The organism is Algoriphagus halophilus, from assembly GCF_041729275.1.
GTDB lineage: Bacteria > Bacteroidota > Bacteroidia > Cytophagales > Cyclobacteriaceae > Algoriphagus > Algoriphagus halophilus_A.
The window spans coordinates 3,380,224-3,400,689 of the sequence record NZ_CP146486.1 but is presented as its reverse complement, the minus strand read 5'-3'; the positions used below and the strand labels follow the sequence as shown (position 1 = coordinate 3,400,689).

The 20,466-nt window shown below is 38.4% G+C and carries 16 protein-coding genes and 5 pseudogenes; 13 read left to right on the top strand and 8 right to left on the bottom strand.

The window, feature by feature from the left end; all coding sequences use genetic code 11:
- Nucleotides 1-220: 220 nt before the first annotated feature.
- The 3 genes and pseudogenes from infB to rimP all read right to left on the bottom strand — a co-directional run bounded on the left by infB (nucleotide 221) and on the right by rimP (nucleotide 4,920).
- Nucleotides 221-3,134 (bottom strand): annotated as a pseudogene (gene infB / locus V8V91_RS18175) (translation initiation factor IF-2).
- Nucleotides 3,135-3,197: 63 nt separating this feature from the next.
- Nucleotides 3,198-4,442, bottom strand: coding sequence for a transcription termination factor NusA (gene nusA, locus V8V91_RS18170; protein WP_373396670.1), 1,245 nt, complete (start codon nucleotides 4,440-4,442; stop codon nucleotides 3,198-3,200).
- A gap of 58 nt (nucleotides 4,443-4,500) precedes the next feature.
- Nucleotides 4,501-4,920 (bottom strand): ribosome maturation factor RimP, encoded by a 420-nt coding sequence (rimP, locus tag V8V91_RS18165; RefSeq protein ID WP_373396669.1) that lies wholly within the window; start codon nucleotides 4,918-4,920, stop codon nucleotides 4,501-4,503.
- Nucleotides 4,921-5,259: 339 nt separating this feature from the next.
- On the opposite strand from rimP, the pseudogene V8V91_RS18160 reads away from it, so the two are divergent.
- The 5 genes and pseudogenes from V8V91_RS18160 to rodA all read left to right on the top strand — a co-directional run bounded on the left by V8V91_RS18160 (nucleotide 5,260) and on the right by rodA (nucleotide 10,708).
- Nucleotides 5,260-6,281 (top strand): annotated as a pseudogene (locus V8V91_RS18160) (rod shape-determining protein).
- Nucleotides 6,282-6,288: 7 nt separating this feature from the next.
- Nucleotides 6,289-7,125 carry a rod shape-determining protein MreC gene (mreC, locus tag V8V91_RS18155; protein ID WP_373396668.1) on the top strand — a complete coding sequence of 279 codons (837 nt, stop codon included), beginning with the start codon at nucleotides 6,289-6,291 and terminating at the stop codon, nucleotides 7,123-7,125.
- Nucleotides 7,115-7,621 (top strand): rod shape-determining protein MreD, encoded by a 507-nt coding sequence (locus V8V91_RS18150; RefSeq protein ID WP_373396667.1) that lies wholly within the window; start codon nucleotides 7,115-7,117, stop codon nucleotides 7,619-7,621. The genes mreC and V8V91_RS18150 overlap by 11 nt, the downstream gene beginning before the upstream one ends.
- A 12-nt stretch (nucleotides 7,622-7,633) precedes the next feature.
- Nucleotides 7,634-9,434: pseudogene (gene mrdA, locus V8V91_RS18145) on the top strand (penicillin-binding protein 2).
- Nucleotides 9,435-10,708, top strand: a pseudogene (rodA, locus tag V8V91_RS18140) (rod shape-determining protein RodA). It abuts the pseudogene before it with no gap.
- Here rodA and V8V91_RS18135 read toward each other — a convergent pair.
- The 5 genes from V8V91_RS18135 to V8V91_RS18115 all read right to left on the bottom strand — a co-directional run bounded on the left by V8V91_RS18135 (nucleotide 10,705) and on the right by V8V91_RS18115 (nucleotide 13,137).
- Complete coding sequence (locus V8V91_RS18135) at nucleotides 10,705-10,974, bottom strand: hypothetical protein (protein ID WP_373396666.1); 270 nt, start codon at nucleotides 10,972-10,974, stop codon at nucleotides 10,705-10,707. The pseudogene rodA and the gene V8V91_RS18135 sit on opposite strands and share 4 nt — an antisense overlap.
- A gap of 11 nt (nucleotides 10,975-10,985) precedes the next feature.
- Nucleotides 10,986-11,279 (bottom strand): HD domain-containing protein, encoded by a 294-nt coding sequence (locus tag V8V91_RS18130; RefSeq protein ID WP_373396665.1) that lies wholly within the window; start codon nucleotides 11,277-11,279, stop codon nucleotides 10,986-10,988.
- Nucleotides 11,280-11,489: 210 nt separating this feature from the next.
- The gene (locus V8V91_RS18125) at nucleotides 11,490-11,861 is read right to left on the bottom strand and encodes a hypothetical protein (RefSeq protein ID WP_373396664.1); all 372 of its coding nucleotides are present in this window, start codon (nucleotides 11,859-11,861) and stop codon (nucleotides 11,490-11,492) included.
- Between the two features lie 149 nt (nucleotides 11,862-12,010).
- Nucleotides 12,011-12,409, bottom strand: a complete 399-nt coding sequence (locus V8V91_RS18120; RefSeq protein WP_373396663.1) for a hypothetical protein — start codon at nucleotides 12,407-12,409, stop codon at nucleotides 12,011-12,013.
- A complete protein-coding gene (locus V8V91_RS18115) occupies nucleotides 12,406-13,137 on the bottom strand; it encodes a hypothetical protein (protein ID WP_373396662.1) in 732 nt (243 codons plus the stop codon). Before V8V91_RS18115 ends, V8V91_RS18120 begins: the two co-directional genes overlap by 4 nt.
- A 32-nt stretch (nucleotides 13,138-13,169) precedes the next feature.
- Here V8V91_RS18115 and V8V91_RS18110 point away from each other — a divergent pair, with 32 nt between their 5' ends.
- The 8 genes and pseudogenes from V8V91_RS18110 (at nucleotide 13,170) to V8V91_RS18075 (ending at nucleotide 20,062) form a co-directional block, all read left to right on the top strand.
- Nucleotides 13,170-13,496, top strand: a complete 327-nt coding sequence (locus V8V91_RS18110) for a 2Fe-2S iron-sulfur cluster-binding protein (RefSeq protein ID WP_373396661.1) — start codon at nucleotides 13,170-13,172, stop codon at nucleotides 13,494-13,496.
- Between the two features lie 4 nt (nucleotides 13,497-13,500).
- The gene (locus V8V91_RS18105) at nucleotides 13,501-14,085 is read left to right on the top strand and encodes a thymidine kinase (RefSeq protein WP_373396660.1); all 585 of its coding nucleotides are present in this window, start codon (nucleotides 13,501-13,503) and stop codon (nucleotides 14,083-14,085) included.
- Entirely contained in the window at nucleotides 14,085-14,363 is a 279-nt protein-coding gene (locus tag V8V91_RS18100) for a recombination protein O N-terminal domain-containing protein (protein WP_373396659.1), read from the top strand. The genes V8V91_RS18105 and V8V91_RS18100 overlap by 1 nt, the downstream gene beginning before the upstream one ends.
- Nucleotides 14,364-14,490: 127 nt before the next feature.
- Nucleotides 14,491-14,772 (top strand): hypothetical protein, encoded by a 282-nt coding sequence (locus tag V8V91_RS18095; protein WP_373396658.1) that lies wholly within the window; start codon nucleotides 14,491-14,493, stop codon nucleotides 14,770-14,772.
- 205 nt (nucleotides 14,773-14,977) lie between these two features.
- Nucleotides 14,978-16,731 (top strand): annotated as a pseudogene (rho, locus tag V8V91_RS18090) (transcription termination factor Rho).
- 375 nt (nucleotides 16,732-17,106) lie between these two features.
- Nucleotides 17,107-17,298: a hypothetical protein gene (locus V8V91_RS18085; protein ID WP_373396657.1), complete on the top strand. Its 192-nt coding sequence runs from the start codon at nucleotides 17,107-17,109 to the stop codon at nucleotides 17,296-17,298.
- Nucleotides 17,286-18,578 (top strand): T9SS type A sorting domain-containing protein, encoded by a 1,293-nt coding sequence (locus tag V8V91_RS18080; RefSeq protein WP_373396656.1) that lies wholly within the window; start codon nucleotides 17,286-17,288, stop codon nucleotides 18,576-18,578. The genes V8V91_RS18085 and V8V91_RS18080 overlap by 13 nt, the downstream gene beginning before the upstream one ends.
- Before the next feature lie 842 nt (nucleotides 18,579-19,420).
- Nucleotides 19,421-20,062: a hypothetical protein gene (locus V8V91_RS18075; protein WP_373396655.1), complete on the top strand. Its 642-nt coding sequence runs from the start codon at nucleotides 19,421-19,423 to the stop codon at nucleotides 20,060-20,062.
- Nucleotides 20,063-20,466: the final 404 nt, after the last annotated feature.

The following is a 20,466-nucleotide window of genomic DNA, read 5'->3' as shown; positions in this document are numbered from 1 at the left end:
ATAATAACATTGAAGTCCAACCAAATATTTTCAAAACTTTCAATCTATTTGATCTGTCTAAAAACCATAATACATATACTGGTTTTATCATTCCAATAACCAGATTTAGTAGGGAGATTGCGATAGCTATTTTTAACAGTATTAGAATTGATTCAATCATAGGTCAAAAATAAAAAAGGAACGGCAAGCCGTTCCTTTCTATTTATAATTCTAAGCGAATTTATTTTTTACGCTTAATTTCTTTCATCTCGTATCCTTCAATTGTATCATCGATCTCGATATTGTTGAAGTTCTTGATTGAAATACCACATTCGTAACCAGCTTTCACTTCAGCTACATCGTCTTTGAATCGCTTCAACTGATCGATTTCACCTTCATGAATCACAATTCCATCACGGATTACTCTGATCTTATTCTACGTGTGATGTAACCATCCATTACGTAGGAACCTGCAACAGTACCGATCTTAGAAATCTTAAATACTTCACGAACTTGAATATTACCAGTGATTACTTCTTCAAATTCTGGCTCGAGCATTCCTTCGATAGCATCTTTGATTTGATTAATTGCATCGTAGATGATCGAGTAATGTCTGATTTCAATTTCTTCTTGTTCGGCTAGTTTCTTCGCATTAGAAGATGGTCTTACTTGGAAACCTAGGATAATTGCATCAGAAGCAGAAGCTAACAATACGTCAGATTCAGAAATCTGACCCACTCCTTTATGGATGATGTTAACTTTTACTTCATCCTTAGAAAGCTTCAGCAATGAATCGGAAAGTGCTTCCACTGAACCATCCACATCACCTTTAATGATGATATTCAATTCCTTAAATGAACCGATTGCCAAACGACGACCAATTTCATCCAAGGTAATATGCTTCTTAGTTCTAAGGCTTTGCTCTCTTTGAATCTGTTCTCTTGAGTTAGCAATTTCTCTAGCTTCTCTTTCGGTATCATACACTTTGATGATATCCCCTGCTTGAGGAGCACCACTAAGTCCCAATAACTGAACAGGAGTAGAAGGTCCAGCTGTTTTCAGCTTTTTACCTTTATGGTCAAACATGGCTTTCACACGGCCATAGTGCTTACCAGCCAAGGTGATATCTCCAATTTTCAAGGTACCGCTTTGAACCATAATGGTAGTCACATAACCTCGTCCTTTATCCAAGGAAGCTTCGATTACAGTACCCACTGCATTTTTATCTGGGTTTGCTTTCAATTCCAATACTTCTGCTTCCAAAAGTACTTTTTCAAGCAAGTCGTCTACACCTTCACCTGTTTTAGCTGATAATTCCTGAGATTGGTATTTTCCTCCCCATTCCTCAATCAACAAGTTCATGTTGGCCAATTCCTCTTTGATCTTGTTCGGATTAGCATTAGGCTTATCAATCTTGTTGATCGCAAAGATCATAGGTACCCCAGCTACCTGAGCGTGATTGATCGCTTCTTTGGTCTGTGGCATGATGCTATCGTCCGCTGCAATTACGATAATTGCGACGTCAGTAATTTTTGCACCCCGAGCACGCATGGCAGTAAATGCCTCGTGACCAGGAGTATCAAGGAATGCAATTTTATGACCTGTTTTGGTCATTACATCATAAGCTCCAATGTGTTGGGTAATACCCCCAGCTTCATCGGCAGTAACCTTGGAAGTTCTAATGTAATCCAACAAGGATGTTTTACCATGATCAACGTGACCCATGATGGTCACAATAGGCGCTCTTTCGATCAAGTCTTCTGGATCGTCCTCCACCTCTTCTACGATTTCATCTTCAATAGACTTCGTAAACTCTACGTCATATCCGAATTCATCTGCAATGATGGTAATGGCTTCTGCATCCAATCTCTGGTTGATCGAAACGAACATACCCAGAGACATACAAGTAGAAATAATTTGATTGACAGAAACATCCAACAATGCTGCTAAGTCATTTGCAGAAATAAATTCTGTGACTTTCAACAATTTTGTTTCTTCATTTTCATGATCAACTTCTCTCTCTCGCTCTGCCTTTTTATCTCTTCTAGACTTGGATTTTCCACCTCCCGGTTTATTTCCTTGAAGTCTAGCAAGCGTTTGCTTGATTTGATCTTGAATTTCTTTTTGAGTTGGCTCAGCTTTTTGTACTCTGCCTTGTCCTCCTCTATTTTGATTATTACCTCGTTGACCTTGGTTTCTATTTCCGCCGCCTTGGTTTCTATTTCCACCGGTGTTGGAACCTCCCTTGTCAATTCTTTTACGAGGTCTCTTTTTATCTCTACCTCTTTCGTCAGAGGAAGCAACTGGACCACCTTTCTTTTTAGGCTTGTCTGCAGGAAGTTCTATTTTCCCTAATACAGTCAATCCTTTTAAAGAATCTGCTTTTGCGGAAATCACTTCGTCCTCTGGCTTTTTTACTTCAGCAGCAGGAGCTGTTGGAGTGGATTGAGCAGCAGGTTTTACTTCCGGCTTAGGTGCAGGCTTGGCTTGTTGACCGCCTTGAGGAGCATTTTGCTTTTTCTGGTCTTGACCAGGCTTTTGCTGTTGATGAGGCTTCTTATGATCCCCACCATGTCTTTGACCTCTATTCCCTTGCCCAGGTCTTTGATTAGAAGCAGGTTTTTTGCTCAAATCAATTTTTCCCAAGACTTTGATCCCTTCCAATTTTGGAGCCTCAGGCTCCACTTTTCAGGTTCAGCTTGTTTTGGAGCTGAAGCAGATGGTGTAGATTCAGACTTAGGGGTTGGTGCAGGAGCTGATTCTTCGGCTTTCGCTTCAGGAGTTTTTGCTTCTACTTTCGGCGTTGGCTCAGGAGCCGGTGTTGGAGTTACCTCAACTTTAGGCTCAGGTTTAGGAGCCTCTTTTTGAACCGGTTTTGGTTCTGGCTCGGGAGCCTTTTCTTGCTTAGGAGTTTCAGACTCCATCGAAATAGGCTCATGGCGCTTCCCTATAGAGAGGTGGGAGGCCTCTTCTTTATCGAGGGCAGAAGACTTGAATTCCTTTCTCAGCATCTCTACTTGTTCCATACTGATCTTGGAATTCGGATTATTCTCCACCTCAAAGCCCTTTTTAGCCATTGACTCAACGATGGTCGCCGTTCCCACGTTGAGTTTTCTGGCTATCTGGCCTAATCGCATCATTTTTTCTTCTGACATAAGCAAAAACCTCTTTCGAAATCTTAAGTAAAATAGGGTATTTTAATTTGTAATTCCCTTGTATTATTGTTCAAATTCTTGTCTGAGGATACGGAATATCTCATCGATCGTCTCTTCCTCAAGTTCTGTTCTTCGGAGTAAATCCTCCTTACCTAAAGTCAAGACACTTTTTGCAGTATCTAGACCTGTTTTTTTCAATTCATCAATGATCCATCCTTCGATTTCATCACTGAATTCAATTAGATCAACATCCTCCTCTTCGTATTCATTCAATTCGCGGAAAACATCAATTTCGTAATCTACCAATTTACTGGCCAGTTTGATATTGAATCCTCCTTTACCAATAGCAAGTGATACTTGATCTGGCTTCAAGAATACAGAGATTCTCTTGGTCTCTTTATTTACTGTAATGGATGAAACTTTGGCAGGGCTCAAGGCTCTGGTCACGTAAAGTTCCAAATTATCTGTGAAATTAATCACATCAATATTTTCATTTTGAAGTTCTCGAACTACTGCATGAATTCTAGAACCTTTCATACCGACACAGGCTCCTACCGGATCTATTCTGTCGTCATAAGATTCTACAGCAACTTTAGCTCTTTCTCCTGGCTCACGGACAATCTTCACTATTGTGATCAATCCATCATACACCTCAGGAACCTCATTTTCAAATAATCGTTCCAAAAACACTGGAGAAGTTCTGGAAAGAATGATCTTCGGATTTCCATTCATCATGTCCACTCTGTGAACAATCGCTTTAACGGAATCCCCTTTTCTAAATCTGTCCTTTGGAATTTGCTCTCCTTTAGGAAGAATCAATTCGTTACCTTCCGCATCCATCAAAAGAATCTCTCTTCCGAGAATCTGATACACTTCAGCTGAAACGATTTCTCCTACCTGCTCTTCATACTTATTATAAAGGATATCTTTTTCAAGATCCTTAATTCTTTGAATCAAGGTCTGACGAGCCATCTGAACTGCTCGTCTGCCAAACTCCTCCAACTCAATTTTTTCGTATACTTCCTCACCAATCTCAAAATCAGGTTCAATTTTTCTAGCTTCGCTGAAACTGATTTTATCAAAATCCCAAATATCCTCAGAATTATCGTCAACAATCTCTCTAATTCTGAAAATCTCGAGGTCACCTTTATCAGCATTGATCGTTACATCGAAGTTTTCATCAGATTCAAACTTCTTTCTAATCATTGCTCTGAACACATCTTCCAGGATACGGATCATGGTTGGTCGATCCACATTTTTAGATCTCGCAAAATCTGCGAAGGATTCTATTAAGATTTTGGCATCCATTTGAGTTATTTAAAAGATACTTGTACGATTGTTTTATTCATCTCTTCAAAAGGAAGGGCTACTTCCTCTTCCGTGGCTTTTTTGCCTTTTTCTTTTTCTTGACCAGCATTTTCACGCCAGTCTCCTCTACATCTACTAATTTACCTACAAGTTCTTTCCCTGTAGTCAACAAAACTTTCAATTCCCTTCCTATATTTTTTTGGAATTGTCTTCTACTGCTCAATGGATAATCCAATCCTGGCGAAGACACTTCCAATACATATGCTCCGGGCAACAAGTCCTGAACTTCCAATTCCTCGGAAACCGCTCTACTCACATCGGCACAAGTCTGGATATTCAACCCTTCATCCGCATCAATTAAGATGCTCAAGGTTGTTTTCCCTCCTTTATTAACCATTGAAACTTCCACAATGAAGTGTTTTTCATCCGGAAGATGCTTTTCAACAATTTCTTCGATAGACTGCTTCAGTTCGGACATAGTATGCATAATGAAAGAGGGGACATATGGTGTCCCCTCCAGAAACTTTCGAATACGACGCAAAGGTAAAATAAATTTGATGCAAAAACAATTTGAGTAAAAAATCTACAAGAAGAGAAGTAAAGAAACACCCAAATTGGGGGATTTCTTACATTTTGATTTTACCAGCCAAAGTAACTGACCACCATTTTAATAATAACACCAAAAAATATCGGGTTTCTTTCAGATTTCTCCCATTAAGGTAATAATTTTGCCGACCCCCGTTTAATATTGAGTGCACATCGTACTATATTGAACTATTAACAGCAATTTTAAGCCAATCAACAAGTCAAAAATGGGATTATTCGATTTTTCTCAAGTGATATAGCCATCGATTTGGGTACAGCCAACACGCTGATTATCCATAAGGATAAAATAGTGGTGGATGAACCCTCAATCATTGCGATTGATAAAACCAACAACCGTGTATTGGCCGTTGGAAGAGAAGCGATGAACATGCATGAGAAAACTCATGAAAACATCAAAACAATTAGACCATTAAAGGATGGTGTAATTGCTGATTTCTATGCAGCAGAACAAATGATTCGTGGGTTGATAAAAATGATCCCTGGACAAAAGAAAGGAATGTTCCCTCAATCTCACCGCATGGTGATCTGTATCCCATCAGGTATTACAGAAGTTGAAAAAAGAGCGGTTCGTGATTCTGCGGAACATGCAGGTGCCAAGGAAGTCTATATGATTTTCGAACCGATTGCTGCTGCAATAGGTATTGGGATCGACATAGAAAAGCCAATGGGTTCTATGATTGTTGATATCGGAGGGGTACCACCGAGATTGCTTTGATTGCTTTGTCAGGTATTGTTGCTGATCAGTCCATCCGAGTGGCAGGTGATACGTTCACCAAAGACATATTGGATTACATGAGAAGACAACACAATTTGTTGATCGGGGAAAGATCTGCCGAGAAAGTAAAAATTGCCATTGGTTCTGCATTGACTGAACTTGATGAGCCGCCAGAAGATCATGAGATCCGCGGACGTGACTTGATGACGGGGATTCCAAAAGTAATTAAGGTATCCTACTCAGAGATTGCATTTGCTTTGGACAAATCTGTTTCCAAAATCGAAGAAGCTGTTCTTAAAGCTTTGGAAATCGCACCTCCTGAATTGTCAGCGGATATCTATGACAATGGAATCCACTTAACTGGCGGGGGAGCTTTATTGAAAGGATTGGACAAAAGATTGCATCAGAAAACCAAACTTCCTATTCACATCGCGGAAGATCCATTAAGGGCAGTGGTAAGAGGTACCGGAACTGCCTTGAAAAATGTACAGAATTTCAGAACAGTATTGATGACATAAACCCTGAATGCTACGCATCCTACAATTCCTTTATAATTTAAGGTCATTTCTTTTATTCATATTACTAGAAGTAATAGCCATCTGGTTACTAGTAGCAAATAATTCCCCTCAGGGTGCTGCGTTCTTTAATAGCTCCAATGCATTAGTAGGCTCTATTTTGGAGACCCAATCCAATGTGAGTGATTTTTTCTCTCTTGCTGAAGCAAATGATGCTTTAGTAGTAGAAAATTCTAGGCTTATGGAGCAATTGAGTATTTTAAAACTGGAACCGGATAGTGTAGAAGTCTCTTTGGATTCAGCCTTGTCTTCCCAATTTGAATTTATGGGAGCAAGAGTGATCAGTAATTCCTTACGATATACTCAAAATCATATGACCCTGAATAAGGGCAGGAAACAAGGTGTGAAACCAGGAATGGGGATTTTCAATGAGAGCGGAGTAGTAGGGAGAGTAAAAACCGTTTCAGACAATTATGCAGTTGGTATTTCGTTATTGAACAATGATTTGTTGATTTCATCGATCATCAAATCCACTGGAGATTTTGGATCCATCAATTGGAATGGTGAAGATTCCCAGAAAGCCAAAATGCTATATGTACCTAGACACGTCCAAGCACAAGTTGGGGATACGGTAGTCACTTCAGGTTACAGTGCAGTATTTCCTAGAAATTTGAAAATAGGTGTCATTTCAAATGTTGTCCAATCCTCGGATCCAAATTACTTGGATATTGAGGTAACCCTCACTGCGGATTTTAGTAAAATTTCATATGTGTATTTGGTAGAAAATACGCAGATCGATGAATTGGATTCCTTATATCAACAATCTGAATTAACTAATGAATTTTAGAAATCTGATTTCTTTTATTTTTCTTCTATTGATATTAGGGCTCGTTCAGATTCTTTTTTTAAAAAATCTTGCCCTATTCGGTGTTGCATTTTGCTTTTTATACTTAGTAGGGATTCTCAGTTTACCTTTTCAAATTAGAGAAATCCAACTCTTATTAATCAGTTTTGTAGTAGGCCTTACAATTGATGTATTTTATGATACTATTGGATTGCATGCCTCTGCTGCTACCCTACTCGCTTTTTTAAGACCTTTATGGTTAAAAATCATCCGACCAAATGGAGGATATGATGACTCTACTCAACCTACTTTACAAGAAATGGGACTGGGTTGGTTTATTAGCTATTCCTTTCCTTTGTCTTTTGCATTTTGTCTTCTATTCTTTACTGCTGATCAATGGGGATCAGGAGTTTTTAGGGATCTTAAACAAAAGCTTATTCTCCTCGATTTTTACAGTCGTTTTGGCTATAATTGTACAACTACTGTTCTTCAAACGTAGGAGAGGAATCTGATGAACGACCAAAGACCCGTAGCAATAATCATCTTCATTTTCTTGATCGGTTTGGTACTATTGACCAAACTATTTATGATCCAAGTAATGGACGACAGCTTATGAAAAAAGCTGAAAGAAATGCTATTCAACGCGTAGTAGACCATCCTTACAGGGGGCTCGTGTATGATCGGAACGGGAAACTATTGGTGTATAACAATCCCATTTTTGATCTGATGATTGTACCAAAGGAATTTGAAGTAGGAGACACTACCCGATTCCTGGAACTTTTTAAAATCTCCAAAGAGGAGTTAATAGAATCCTATCAGGCTGCCAGAAAATATTCTTGGGTGAAACCTTCACCACTCATTAAGCAAGTTTCTACTACTGAGTTTGCCAGGATGCAAGATTACCTTATTGATTACCCAGGATTATTCATCATGACCCGCTCTGTCAGATCTTATCCATTGCCTATTGCTGCGCATGCCTTGGGTTATATTGGAGAAATCAATGCAAGACAGTTGGAAAGAGACTCTTCTAATTATTACGTACAGGGAGACTACGTGGGTCTGAGTGGAATGGAACGATTTTATGAAGATGATTTAAGAGGGGAGAAAGGAGTGAAATATAAAATGGTCAACGTAAGAGGCGTGGACAAAGGCCCATTTAAAGATGGGGAATATGATACTGCCTCTGTAGCTGGAAAAAACATTACCTCCACGATAGATATGGACTTGCAGAAATATGGTGAGTTCCTAATGGGTGGAAAAAAGGATCGGTAGTGGCTATTGAACCAAAAACTGGTGAGATTTTGGCTATGATTTCTGCTCCCTATTATAATCCTAATGATTTGACCGGAGCTGATTTCAGTAAAACATATAGGAGCTTAAACTCTGATGAAAGTAAACCTCTATTCAACAGGCCTATCATGGCCACTTATCCTCCTGGTTCCATTTTCAAAGTGGTGCAGAGTTTAATTGGTTTGCAAGAAGGAATTTTGACTCCAAATACCACCTTTGCCTGTAACAAGTCATTGGTGGCATGCCATAATCACCCTTCACCAGTAAATCTTTTCGGTGCGATCAGGAATTCTTGTAATCCCTATTATCATCAAGCATTCCGTCAAATCATCAATCGAGAAGTTTCTTCCAATACTTATAAGGACACTGAAATTGGTCTAAATGCTTGGCGGGAAAAAGTGTTGAAATTCGGCTTAGGTGGCCGATTGGGAGTAGATATGCCAAATGAAAAAGGAGGCAGCGTTCCCTCCAGTAAATACTATGATCGTTTTTATGGAGAGGGTCGATGGAAATACAGTACCATTTACTCCCTTTCTATTGGCCAAGGCGAAATGCTAGTAACTCCCCTTCAAATGGCCAATTTAGCTGCAATCTTTGCGAATAAGGGATACTATTATTCCCCACATTTAGTAAAAGCAATAGACAACGATCCTACTAAAATTCCAGAGAAATATAGAACGAAAAACGAGGTCGGGGTTGATGCCCATCATTTTGACATGATTCAAGATGCTATGGCGGAAGCACTTTATGGCACAGCGACTCGTGCGATTATGAAAGATTTGGTCATCGCGGGAAAAACTGGGACTGCTCAAAACCCCCATGGTGAAGACCATTCTGTATTTGTGGCATTTGCTCCTAAGGACGATCCCAAAATAGCCATTGCGGTATACGTAGAAAATGCTGGTTGGGGCGGTAGAGCCGCTGCAAGTACAGCCTCTCTCATGATCGAAAAATACATCCGTAAGGAAATCACCAGACCTGAGTTAGAGCAGTATGTGCTGGCAGGGAATTTTATCTATTAAATGAGAGAATCCGATATTCATATCAGTCGTGTGGATTGGTTAGTAGTAGCCATCTATTTTGCCTTAGTCATTTTCGGCTGGTTTAATATTTATGCAGCGGTCTATGATAGCCAAGCCCCCCAAAGCATGTTTGATATGTCTATCAACTCTGGACAACAACTTGTCAGAATCGGCATCTCTGTAATCTTGATCATCTTGATCATGGTAGCAGATTATCGGTTTTTCGAAAATCTTTCCCTCTTTATATATATCTTTTTTATTGCTCTACTGGTCGTAACTCCTTTTATAGGTAAAGAGGTAAATGGACAGGTTCTTACGGTTGGAATTGGCTCTTTTAGAATACAGCCTGGAGAATTTGCAAAACTGGCTACTGCCTTAGCACTGGCCAAGGTAATGGAACGTCCTACCTTTGATTTAAGTAAGACCAAAAATCAATTGATTGCTTTTGGCGTTTTATTACTTCCGGTGGCCCTGATCTTATTGCAGCCAGATACCGGTACTGCCATGGTTTATTTTTCTTTGCTTGTGATGTTTTATCGCGAAGGTCTTCCTCAGCGTTATTACATTTTAGGTTTTGGATTTATAGCCTTGACACTTTTATCATTGGGAATTGAAAACAACCTGTACCTGGTAGCTGGGATTGGGTTAATTGTTTTGGTTTTAATTATCATTGGAAAAAGAGTTGGCAGAGAACCATTGTTTTTTCATTGATTGGTTTAGGTATGGTGGCCTATAGCTACAGTATTGATTTTGTAGTTTCAAAGCTTCCCGATCATCAGCAAAATAGAATCATGGTTCTATTTAATCCGAATTTAGACCCTTTGGGCGTGGGATGGAATGTCACACAATCCAAAATTGCTATTGGCTCTGGGGGACTATTAGGAAAAGGCTACTTAGAAGGGACTCAAACCAAATTTGATTTTGTACCAGAACAGCATACCGATTTTATTTTCTGTACACTTGGAGAGGAATTTGGCTGGGTAGGTAGTCTGGTAGTAATCGGACTATTTGTAACGCTTTTGGTTCGTTTGGTAATCATGGCAGAGCGTCAGAAAACCAGATTTGCTAGAATTTATGGGTATGGAGTTATATCCATCCTGCTTTTTCACTTCATGATCAATATTGCAATGACCATTGGTTTATTCCCAGTAGTGGGCATCCCATTGCCATTTTTTAGCTATGGAGGATCCTCACTCTGGTCCTTTACTATTCTTCTGTTCATCTTTGTGAATATAGATGCATCTAGAGCGATGCAGTTAGGAAGATTGGGTTAAGAATTTAGCAGCTTATTAAGCCAAGCTTGCTTTTGAGGCTGTCGGTTTTTAATGGCAAAAGGAGTATGAAAATGATGGGCTTTTAAAAAATTGATTTGCAAATTTTTCCATTGTTCATCTGTCTCAATCACCTTCATGTATTTGAGCTCTTCAAAAAGTTTTTGGCTAATTTCAGGGTAATCTTCTCTTCCAAGGTAATCCAAATCCGCATCACAAATGATCATTTGCAATGGATTTAAAGGAGTTTGTGGGATCTTAGTCGCCATCACTAAACCTCTTACTTCGTTGATGTGGCTTTCCCCATCCCTAAATCCTGCATAATCCCTGCAGCCATTTCAGATCCTACCTCCTCATGATTTGCTGGTCCTTTTAAGAATCCCATATCATGAACAATTGCTCCTATTCTTAAAAGATATCGTTGTTCTTCCGGAAGATTTAAACGTCTGATATATTGCTCACAAACATTCAATACGTCCAAGGTATGATCCATTCCATGATAGGAAAGATATGAAGGCAAATCGGCTTCAAGTTTGTTCAGTACAATTCTCCTAAGTTTTAAATATCCCTTCATTTCATTAAAAAAGAGTTCAGCCTTGTAACGCAGTTCTTAAGGCATAATACAAAATAAAAACAAACAATAAGCCAATATTGAACGAAAGAAATCTAATTGAAAGATTCACATTACGGAATTTTGCAGCGGTGATTTTGGCATTAATATATACTTGTTCTCCTAATTGATCAAGTAAAGGCTTTCGTTTCACACTTACTTGTTCCAGTACTTTTACGTATTCTTTAATAGTTCCATAAGAATTGATGATGTCTCCAAAAAGAACACACTATTATCAAACTTACTTTCTATTTGGGGCATAAAGCATCGAAAACTATAAAAAATTGAGGTGACACTAAACAAAAACCACATCGAAAGGAAAATATAAATAACAGGGTCTTCAGCGGCTACTTCTATTAAATGGTCAGAAAATTGGAAAAACACATTAATCAAAAGACCATAAAAGGAAAGCACTAAACCGGCCTTGATTTCTGAGGCTTTTATCAAATCCCTTAGGTAATTAATCAGATACCAGTAGTTATCGATAATATCTATACCAGAATCAAATTCAGGGATATCCTCCATCCCTTCTCCTTTTTTGACCATTACCTAATCTTAATTTTTAAAAATTTAATCCTTTAAATTCAAGATATTTGATGATTTAAACAAATCCTTTCGTTTTGATTTATTGATTCAAAGGGTAAAATAAAAAAGGGCATTTAAAAAATGCCCTTTTCACAATCAAACACTGATGATTATACATCATCGAACTTTCTATATATCAATAAAAGAAACTCCTGAACTGGTTCTGACTCAGTTTCCCAGTTCAATTCGTTTACATAGCGTGAGTTCACAAGGTTAATTGCATCATTAAAATTTCGACATTCATCAATAGATTTTAATGCGTGGGTCAATAAATCTGAGTTGCCATCGAAAAGCTCTTTGGTAAACATAAACCGTTGATTGATAGCTAGACTTTCAGACAAATCACCTATCACGCCTTTCATACCATTATAAGACTCCGAAGCAAACCTACTTTTAAGTGCAGCAATGTTTAGTGAAGGACCGTTTCCCGGAGTCTTTGTTTTAGGAGAAGAAAATACCGGTTCCTCTTTTTCCAATTTAGGAGTTTCTTCTTTAATTTCTTCCTTCACCTCATTTTTTGAAGGTTTAACTTCCGTAGAATCCATTTGATCAAAAAGGAAGTAGAGGAATCATCTTCATGAGAAGCTGTGCTTTTGCTTGGCTCCTCTCCTGCCGCAGGTTCTCTGTATGCATCCAGGTTAAAGGCTTTAATATCGCCAAAGGTGGCTAGCAAAAGATTTTCTGACTCTAAAGAATCCTTTACCACTTGATAGTTGGCACTAATTGCTCTTAGGTATTCACTTTTATCATGTCCAAATCCTGCCTTATCAATCAGAAATGTAATTACCCTATCATGCCATTTATAGTATTTTTTATTCTCTTTCAAATACTCATTAATTTTTCCTTCCGGAGCACGCTCTATTTCTGATTGATAATACCTGACAGGATCAGTTGCTAATTGGATAGATTGAATGACAGCCGTTTCTATCAAAGGTTCTATATGGGTTCGTTCCACTTTTATCCTTCTTGACAATACATTCATAAATTGGGTAAGTGCTTCATGAACAGCAATATCTCGATAATCAAAATAAGGATTGCTTTTCAATTTGGCCAATTCATCCTGCCATAGCTCAAATAGTCTTTTTATAATAAAAAAGTTTACTTGAGTACTGCTGGTCAATTGAATAATATCCTGCCCCGTCATGTATTTTTTAGAAGCAAAAAACCCTTCGCATACGATGCTGGCGTATTCCTTGCCGTATTTTTCTAAATAATTGCTGTTAATTTGAATAGTCATTGGTTAGTCCTGTTTAAAAAAGCAACGAATAAATGTCCCGAATAGTCATTCAAAACCTATTTAATCGAGAAATTAATTCTAATGCAGCTCATTGTAAAGTTATTGAATTAATTCATGAAAATGGTATTGATTGGATGCATGCCTGTGGTAAAAAGGGACGATGTACTACTTGTAAGATCATTGTCCTATCTGGTGGTGAAAATTTGAGTCCTAAAACTCCAGCAGAAGAGAAATTTGCGAATCTTGGAAGGTTAAAAACCAATGAACGCTTATCTTGTCAAGCAGAATTGATCTCGGGTGAAGTAGTGGTTAGAGTAGCTGAAATCAATAAATTTCCTCATATAGAATATAGTAAATAAAGGTATGTTTATCGAACCTTCAATTGGAAGGAACAAATCTCCTGAAAGAAAAGGCCAAATAGAAGTTATTTGTGGCTCTATGTTTTCTGGCAAAACTGAAGAGTTGATCCGAAGATTAAACAGAGCAAAAATAGCCCGGCAAAAAGTAGAGATTTTCAAACCATCGATCGATAAAAGGTACAGTGATTCAGAGGTTGTTTCACATAATGAAAATACGATCCGCTCCACTCCTGTCGATTTTGCAGGTGACATCCTTTTGCTCAGTGGGGATTGTGATGTAGTGGGAATAGATGAGGTTCAGTTTTTCGACAATGAAATTGTGTCTGTTGCACAAAAACTTTCAAGACAAGGCAAAAGGGTGATTTTGGCGGGCTTGGATATGGACTTTGAAGGCAACCCATTTGAACCCATGCCCAGCTTAATGGCTATAGCTGAATATGTCACGAAGGTGCATGCAATTTGTATGAAATGCGGTGATCTAGCTGCCTTTTCTTTAAGACTTTCAGACTCCAAACAAAAAGTGATGTTGGGAGAAAAAGAAGCCTATGAAGCGAGGTGTAGGAAATGTTTCTTCGAGGATAAAAACTAATGCTTCACAAAACATCGGGAATCGTATTAAGCTATATCCGTTACAAAGAGAGTAGCATCATTTGCAAAGTTTTCACTAGAGAGCTGGGGTTGAAGTCGTATCTAATCAATGGAGTAAGAAGTCAGAATAGTAAATCCAAGATTGCATTATACCAACCCATGACCTTATTGGATATGGTTGTTTATAATAAAGAAAGTACAGGCCTTCAACGGATATCTGAAGTCAAACTCACACGTGCCAATCAATTAATCCCTTTTGATTTTAACCGAACCGAATAGCCTTATTCATGACCGAGGTACTTTCGAGATCCATTTATGAGAACTATCAGAATGAGTACCTATTTGATTTTCTGGAAAAAGCATCGTCGAATTGGATCGCCAAAAATGTTCCTTAACTCATTTTCCTTTGGTATTTTTAATTGAGCATGCAAAATATCTAGGCTTTGCTCCCGAAAGTGCCAAAGAATTATTAACAGAGAATCAAGGCCAACCCTTTAAATTAGAAGAGCTAGAGTCAGCCGAAAACTTCATTAACGAGTTAATTACTTCAAAATATGCTTGTGATGTCATGGTGCCTTTGTCTTTGAGAAGGAAATTGATGGATCACTTACTTGAATTTTATAATCAACAATTGGAAAACAATCAAACCTGGAAATCCATGGCAATACTTCGTCAGCTTTTAGACTGATCTAAAAACAATTAGAAAGAAAATGACAGTAAAAGAATAAAAATTTGCTAAATCCAAACCGATCCTTTAATATTGTGACGTAGCGTAGTTGTCTAAGTCAGCCCACTTTGACTTAAGTTTTTCCTGCAGACCATTTTTGCTCAGAAAATCAATTACGATCCCAAATACCGCATTTTACAAAATATTATTATTTCATACCCTCTTTATGTACAACATAGAAGAACTCAGAATCAGACTACTGTCTGAACTGAAGGAAATCGCAGAGGAACTGGGAGTTAAAAACCACAAGACTCTAAAGAAAGACGATCTAGTCTACGCGATCCTTGACCAGCAAGCTATCACCCCAGAAAAAGCATTGCCTAAAAAGAAACCGTCTGTTGCTGAAACCAAAGCTCCAGAGGAAGAGAAAAAGCAGCACCTAGTTCAAAACCTGCTGCCGAAGAACCTGAATACAAGCCTAAGTTTAAAAGGCAAAATGTAACGGAGATCCCAAAAGAAAAACCTGCTGAGACCTCCTCTTCGGAAGAACCTAAGAAAGTAGAAGCAAAATCTGAAAGAGCACCAAAGAAAGAAACTCCTGCTAAAGCTGAAGCTCCTAAAGAGGATTCGGCCAAGGCTGAAGATGCCAAAACTTTTAGACCAAGAAGAAAGGTTTTTGACGAGAAGAGCAAAGAAGAAAATCCAAAATCTGCTGCCCCCGCTCCAAAATCCAATGATAAACCAGAGCCAGAGGTAGAACTTCCAAGAAGGAAAAATTTCAAATCTCAGGATGAGGTGATGGCACCAGCTGCTGAAACAACTCCTCATTCGAATAGAAAAAGGCCTTTTGTCAATGCCCGGGAATTTGACGGTGTCATTGTCAATGAAGGTGTTCTGGAAATGATGCAGGAAGGTTATGGTTTCTTAAGGTCTTTGGACTACAATTACCTAGCTTCTCCAGATGACATCTATGTGTCACCAAGTCAAGTCAAGCTATTTGGCTTAAAAACCGGAGACCATATCAAAGGGTCTATTCGACCTCCAAAAGAAGGGGAAAAGTATTTTGCCCTGTTAAAAATTGAGACAGTCAATGGTAAAACCACAGATGAGATTAGAGATAGAGTACCTTTTGAGTATTTAACTCCTCTTTTCCCGGAAGAAAGATTAAATCTTTCTACTACACCTGATAAAATGTCTACAAGAATCCTGGATTTATTTGCACCGATAGGTAAAGGGCAAAGAGGGATGATTGTAGCACAGCCAAAAACTGGTAAAACTGTACTTTTACAGCAGATTGCAAACGCGATCACCAAAAACCATCCTGAAGTGCATTTGATGATTCTTCTAATTGACGAAAGACCAGAAGAAGTAACGGATATGGCAAGATCAGTGAATGCTGAGGTGATCTCTTCCACATTTGATGAGACTGCAGACCGTCACGTAAAAGTGGCCAATATTGTATTGGAGAAAGCAAAGAGAATGGTGGAAGTTGGTCATGATGTAGTGATCTTATTAGATTCGATTACCAGACTTGCCAGAGCCCATAACACTGTTGTCCCTAGTTCAGGAAAAATCCTTTCTGGTGGTGTGGATGCCAATGCGCTTCATAAACCAAAAAGATTCTTTGGAGCTGCGAGAAATGTTGAGAATGGTGGTTCATTAACCATCATCGCAACCGCCTTGGTAGAAACAGGATCTAAGATGGATGAAGTGATCTTTGAAGAATTCAAAGGAACAGGCAACATGGAACTGGCCTTGGACAGAAAACTTGCCAACAGAAGAATCTATCCATCTATCGATGTATTGAGTTCTGGAACAAGAAGAGAAGATCTCTTGATGGACAAAGAAGAAATGCAGCGAGTATGGATTCTGCGTAAACTCATGAGTGATATGACTGCTCAGGAGTCCATGGAATTCTTGTTACAAAGAATGAAAGGAACCCGAGATAATGCTGAGTTTTTGATCAGCATGAACGGTTAACTTCTCAATTCCGGATCGATTTTAAAGCCTTTGATTTAATTAAATCAAAGGCTTTTATTTTTTGAGGAATAAAAATTCCAAATAGATTTTTCAGTAGTTATTCGATATTTTTTTGGAGGTAAATGTAAAAAATTGATATAGACTTTTTACATTTGAAAACCCTATGAAAGTACACCATATCCACTGACATTCAATGAAATATGACTTAAATAAAAAGGCATATTTCATTGAATGTCAGTGGATATCCTATTAGCTAGTTGTTTTAATTAATTCTGAAAGAATTTGGTCTTTTATCTCACCCTGATAAAGATTAGATTTTAAGTCTAAAGAATGCATCTAAGATTTGCTCTTTGGGGCTTCAAGTTTTATTTGAATTTGAATGCTCTATTACGATTTTCATTGCTTTCAATCACTTTTCTATGGAGTGTATTAGATTCTTCAGCTCAATATGCCAGGTCAGTTAGTGCAACTAAGACCTACACCACCAATGGAACTTTCACTATTACAGACCTGACTGATATCACAGGATACGACCCAACAAATGAGATTTTGCAGTGGCAAATGTAGATATCTTATTAGTCGGCGGAGGAGGTGGCGGAGGAGGTGGCACTTCAGCCGGTGGCGGTGGTGGTGGAGAAGTTAAAGTCATCAACTTGGATTTGAACTTAGGAGCTGAATTAGTTATAACAATTGGGGCTGGAGGGAATGGTTCAGTAAACTCAAGCAATAGAGGAACTGTAGGAGGAAATACAATCGTTGTTTTAAATTCTGGAATTACAACCAGTTCGTTTAGAGCTAATGGAGGTGGATATGGAGGAGGTTCCGGCTCAAATAGAGATGGTGGTATTGGAGGTTCGGGTGGTGGTGCAGGTTCTAGGAAAACGCCCGCATCTCAAGCTGGTCCAGGTTCGGGAGGTGGAACAAGTTCGGGAGCTGGATCAGGAATAATTTATTTAAATTCTGGGGGAAACGGAAGTTATACTACGAGTGTTTTAGCAGCCGGGGCTGGAGGAGGAGGTGCAAATGGAACAGGGTCTTCTGGAATATCGTCTGCTTCTATTGGGCAGGGTGGAAATGGAGGAGATGGAATTACTCCGAATGGTTTTACAGGAATTTTTGGAGCTGGAGGAGGCGGAACAGGCACTACTGCCGATGGAGTAGGTGGAAATGGATACGGTTCGTACGGATCAGGAGGAAATGCTGGACCTTCAAGGGGAAGTAGAGGTACTGATGGAGTGGTTGTGGTAAATATAATCTATAGAATCTTACCAGTTGAGTTCCTTTATTTTAATGCTGTTTATAACTCAAGAGATCGCAAAGGCATTTTGGATTGGGCGACTGGCAAGGAGTGGCAAAATTCTCATTTTGAAATTGAGCGAGCAGTAAATACAATCGATTATTGGGAAACTATTGGGAAAGTAGATGGAGAGGGTTTTAGCCAGGAAATTTCTACCTATTCATATCAGGATGAACATCTTCCACATTCAGGAGGAAATATTTTTTATAGGTTAAAACAAATAGATGAAGATGGAAATTTTAGCTATAGCAAAACCAAAGCCATCCAGGTAGACCCTCTGTTATCTTCCAAAAAATGGAAGCTTTATCCTAACCCAACCAATGGAGCCAATTTAAATCTAATACTAAATGACCCATCATCTATTTTTGACGAGTTAATAACTGTCTCAATTATTCAAATAAATGGGGTAACAGATACTTTTTCGAGCTATACCCCTGACGAACTAACAAGTATTATTCGGGAATATCTTCTTCGTTCCAAAAATGGGTTATACACCATAAAAATTAATTGGGGATCACATCAAGAATCTCATAAAATCCTTAAGAAATAAAACTAGTTAGCTCTTCCAATTTTATCAGAACAACAAATCAATAAATGGAAGATTAAGAGGAGGAAGATTAAAGGTTCATTAAGTTAACTCAAAAAGTAGGATGCTTTTTCAGATGTAAACTCATAAAAAGTTACCAAATCATCCTTAAGAACTAATTGTAATAACTATATCCATTAATTTTTTCCCTATACTAGATCAGGATTCCTATAATCATATTCCATTTTCTTCCTTTAACTCCTAATTCATTGGTCATTGTCTAAAAAATGTTAGGCCAACAAGTGTGTTATTCAATTAGGCAGTGGACACAAGGCTTCGGGTATAAGGAAGATTTCCAAGAATAAAAAAGGAATTTTTACTTCTACTTAATTTTAAAAAATAAGGAAGGCATTTATATCCTGATTGAATTTTTGACCCCTTTTGAGTCTACTAAATTTTCAAAACATTATAAAACTAATATTTAAATATTATTTGCATGTGTTTTAGTTAAAATAGAACATTATTTGTTTTTTATATAATTATAGATAGATTAGGCACCATTTCTACTAATATTCAAAACAATGTTTTATATATACTCATATAAGTGAATCTTAAATGCATATATTTGTATTTTAAAATAATAGTTAAAAATTTCTATTGCCTATTTGAATCCTTACCAAAAATCAGGGTAGGAAGACAAAAATTTATTTTTGTCAATTTAACTCTTTAGTACTAGCAAGAATGAAGCTTTACTAATTGTAATTCAATAATTTATGTTCAATTTCTTTTAAACTAAAAAGCAACATAGTATATTTGAAATACATTTTAATGGATTCGAAATACACCTGTCTTAATTAGCAATATACATGGGTAAACAGCTACTTAAAGCCATACTTTTTACAGGTCTGATTTTTATCAGTTGGAATTTCTATGCCCAAACTAAAGGAATAAAACTATCTGATTTAAAGCCCATTTCAGCATTTTTTGAAGCGACTACAGTTGAAGAAGAAATAGTACCTGAAATCAATTCGACTCCAAAAGAAATTCGAAAGGAGGTTTTAAAGGTTGAAGAGACTTTTGCTTGTAATATTACTTTGGATTCAGATTCAGGAACAGATAATCAAACTGTTTGTCCTGGTGGAACAATCGACCAAATAGATTATTCAGTAGATGGTGGTGGGACCATTGCAGTTTCAAATTTACCAAATGGCCTTTTTGTTATTCCATCGTTTGATGGTGATGCCATTACAATTATTGGAATCCCCACAGAATCTGGGATATATACAATTTCAGCTACAGGAGGAACATGTGTAGGAACTGAGGAGGTTACGGGGACTATAACCGTTGACCCTACCACAGAGGGTGGTTCGGTGTCAGGAGGAACAATCATTTGTGAAGGTTCCACCAGCGCCCAGTTGACACTCGCCGGTCATGTCGGGGATGTGGTACGTTGGCAAAGTGCCGTAAGCCCGTTCTCGTCCTGGACGGATATCGCTAAATACCTCTGACACCTACACTTCAGGAACCCTTTCCGAAACAACACAGTTCAGAGCCGTTGTTCAAAGCGGAACTTGTCGAGAATTTTCAGATTTTACGACAGTTACTGTTGACCCTACTACAGAGGGTGGTTCGGTGTCAGGAGGAACAATCATTTGTGAAGGTTCCACCAGCGCCCAGTTGACACTCGCCGGTCATGTCGGGGATGTGGTACGTTGGCAAAGTGCCGTAAGCCGTTCTCGTCCTGGACGGATATCGCTAATACCTCTGACACCTACACTTCAGGAACCGCTTTCGAAACAACACAGTTCAGAGCCGTTGTTCAAAGCGGAACTTGTCCCGAGGAATTTTCGGTTTTTGCGACAGTTACCGTTGACCCTACCACAGAGGGGTGGTTCGGTGTCAGGAGGAACAA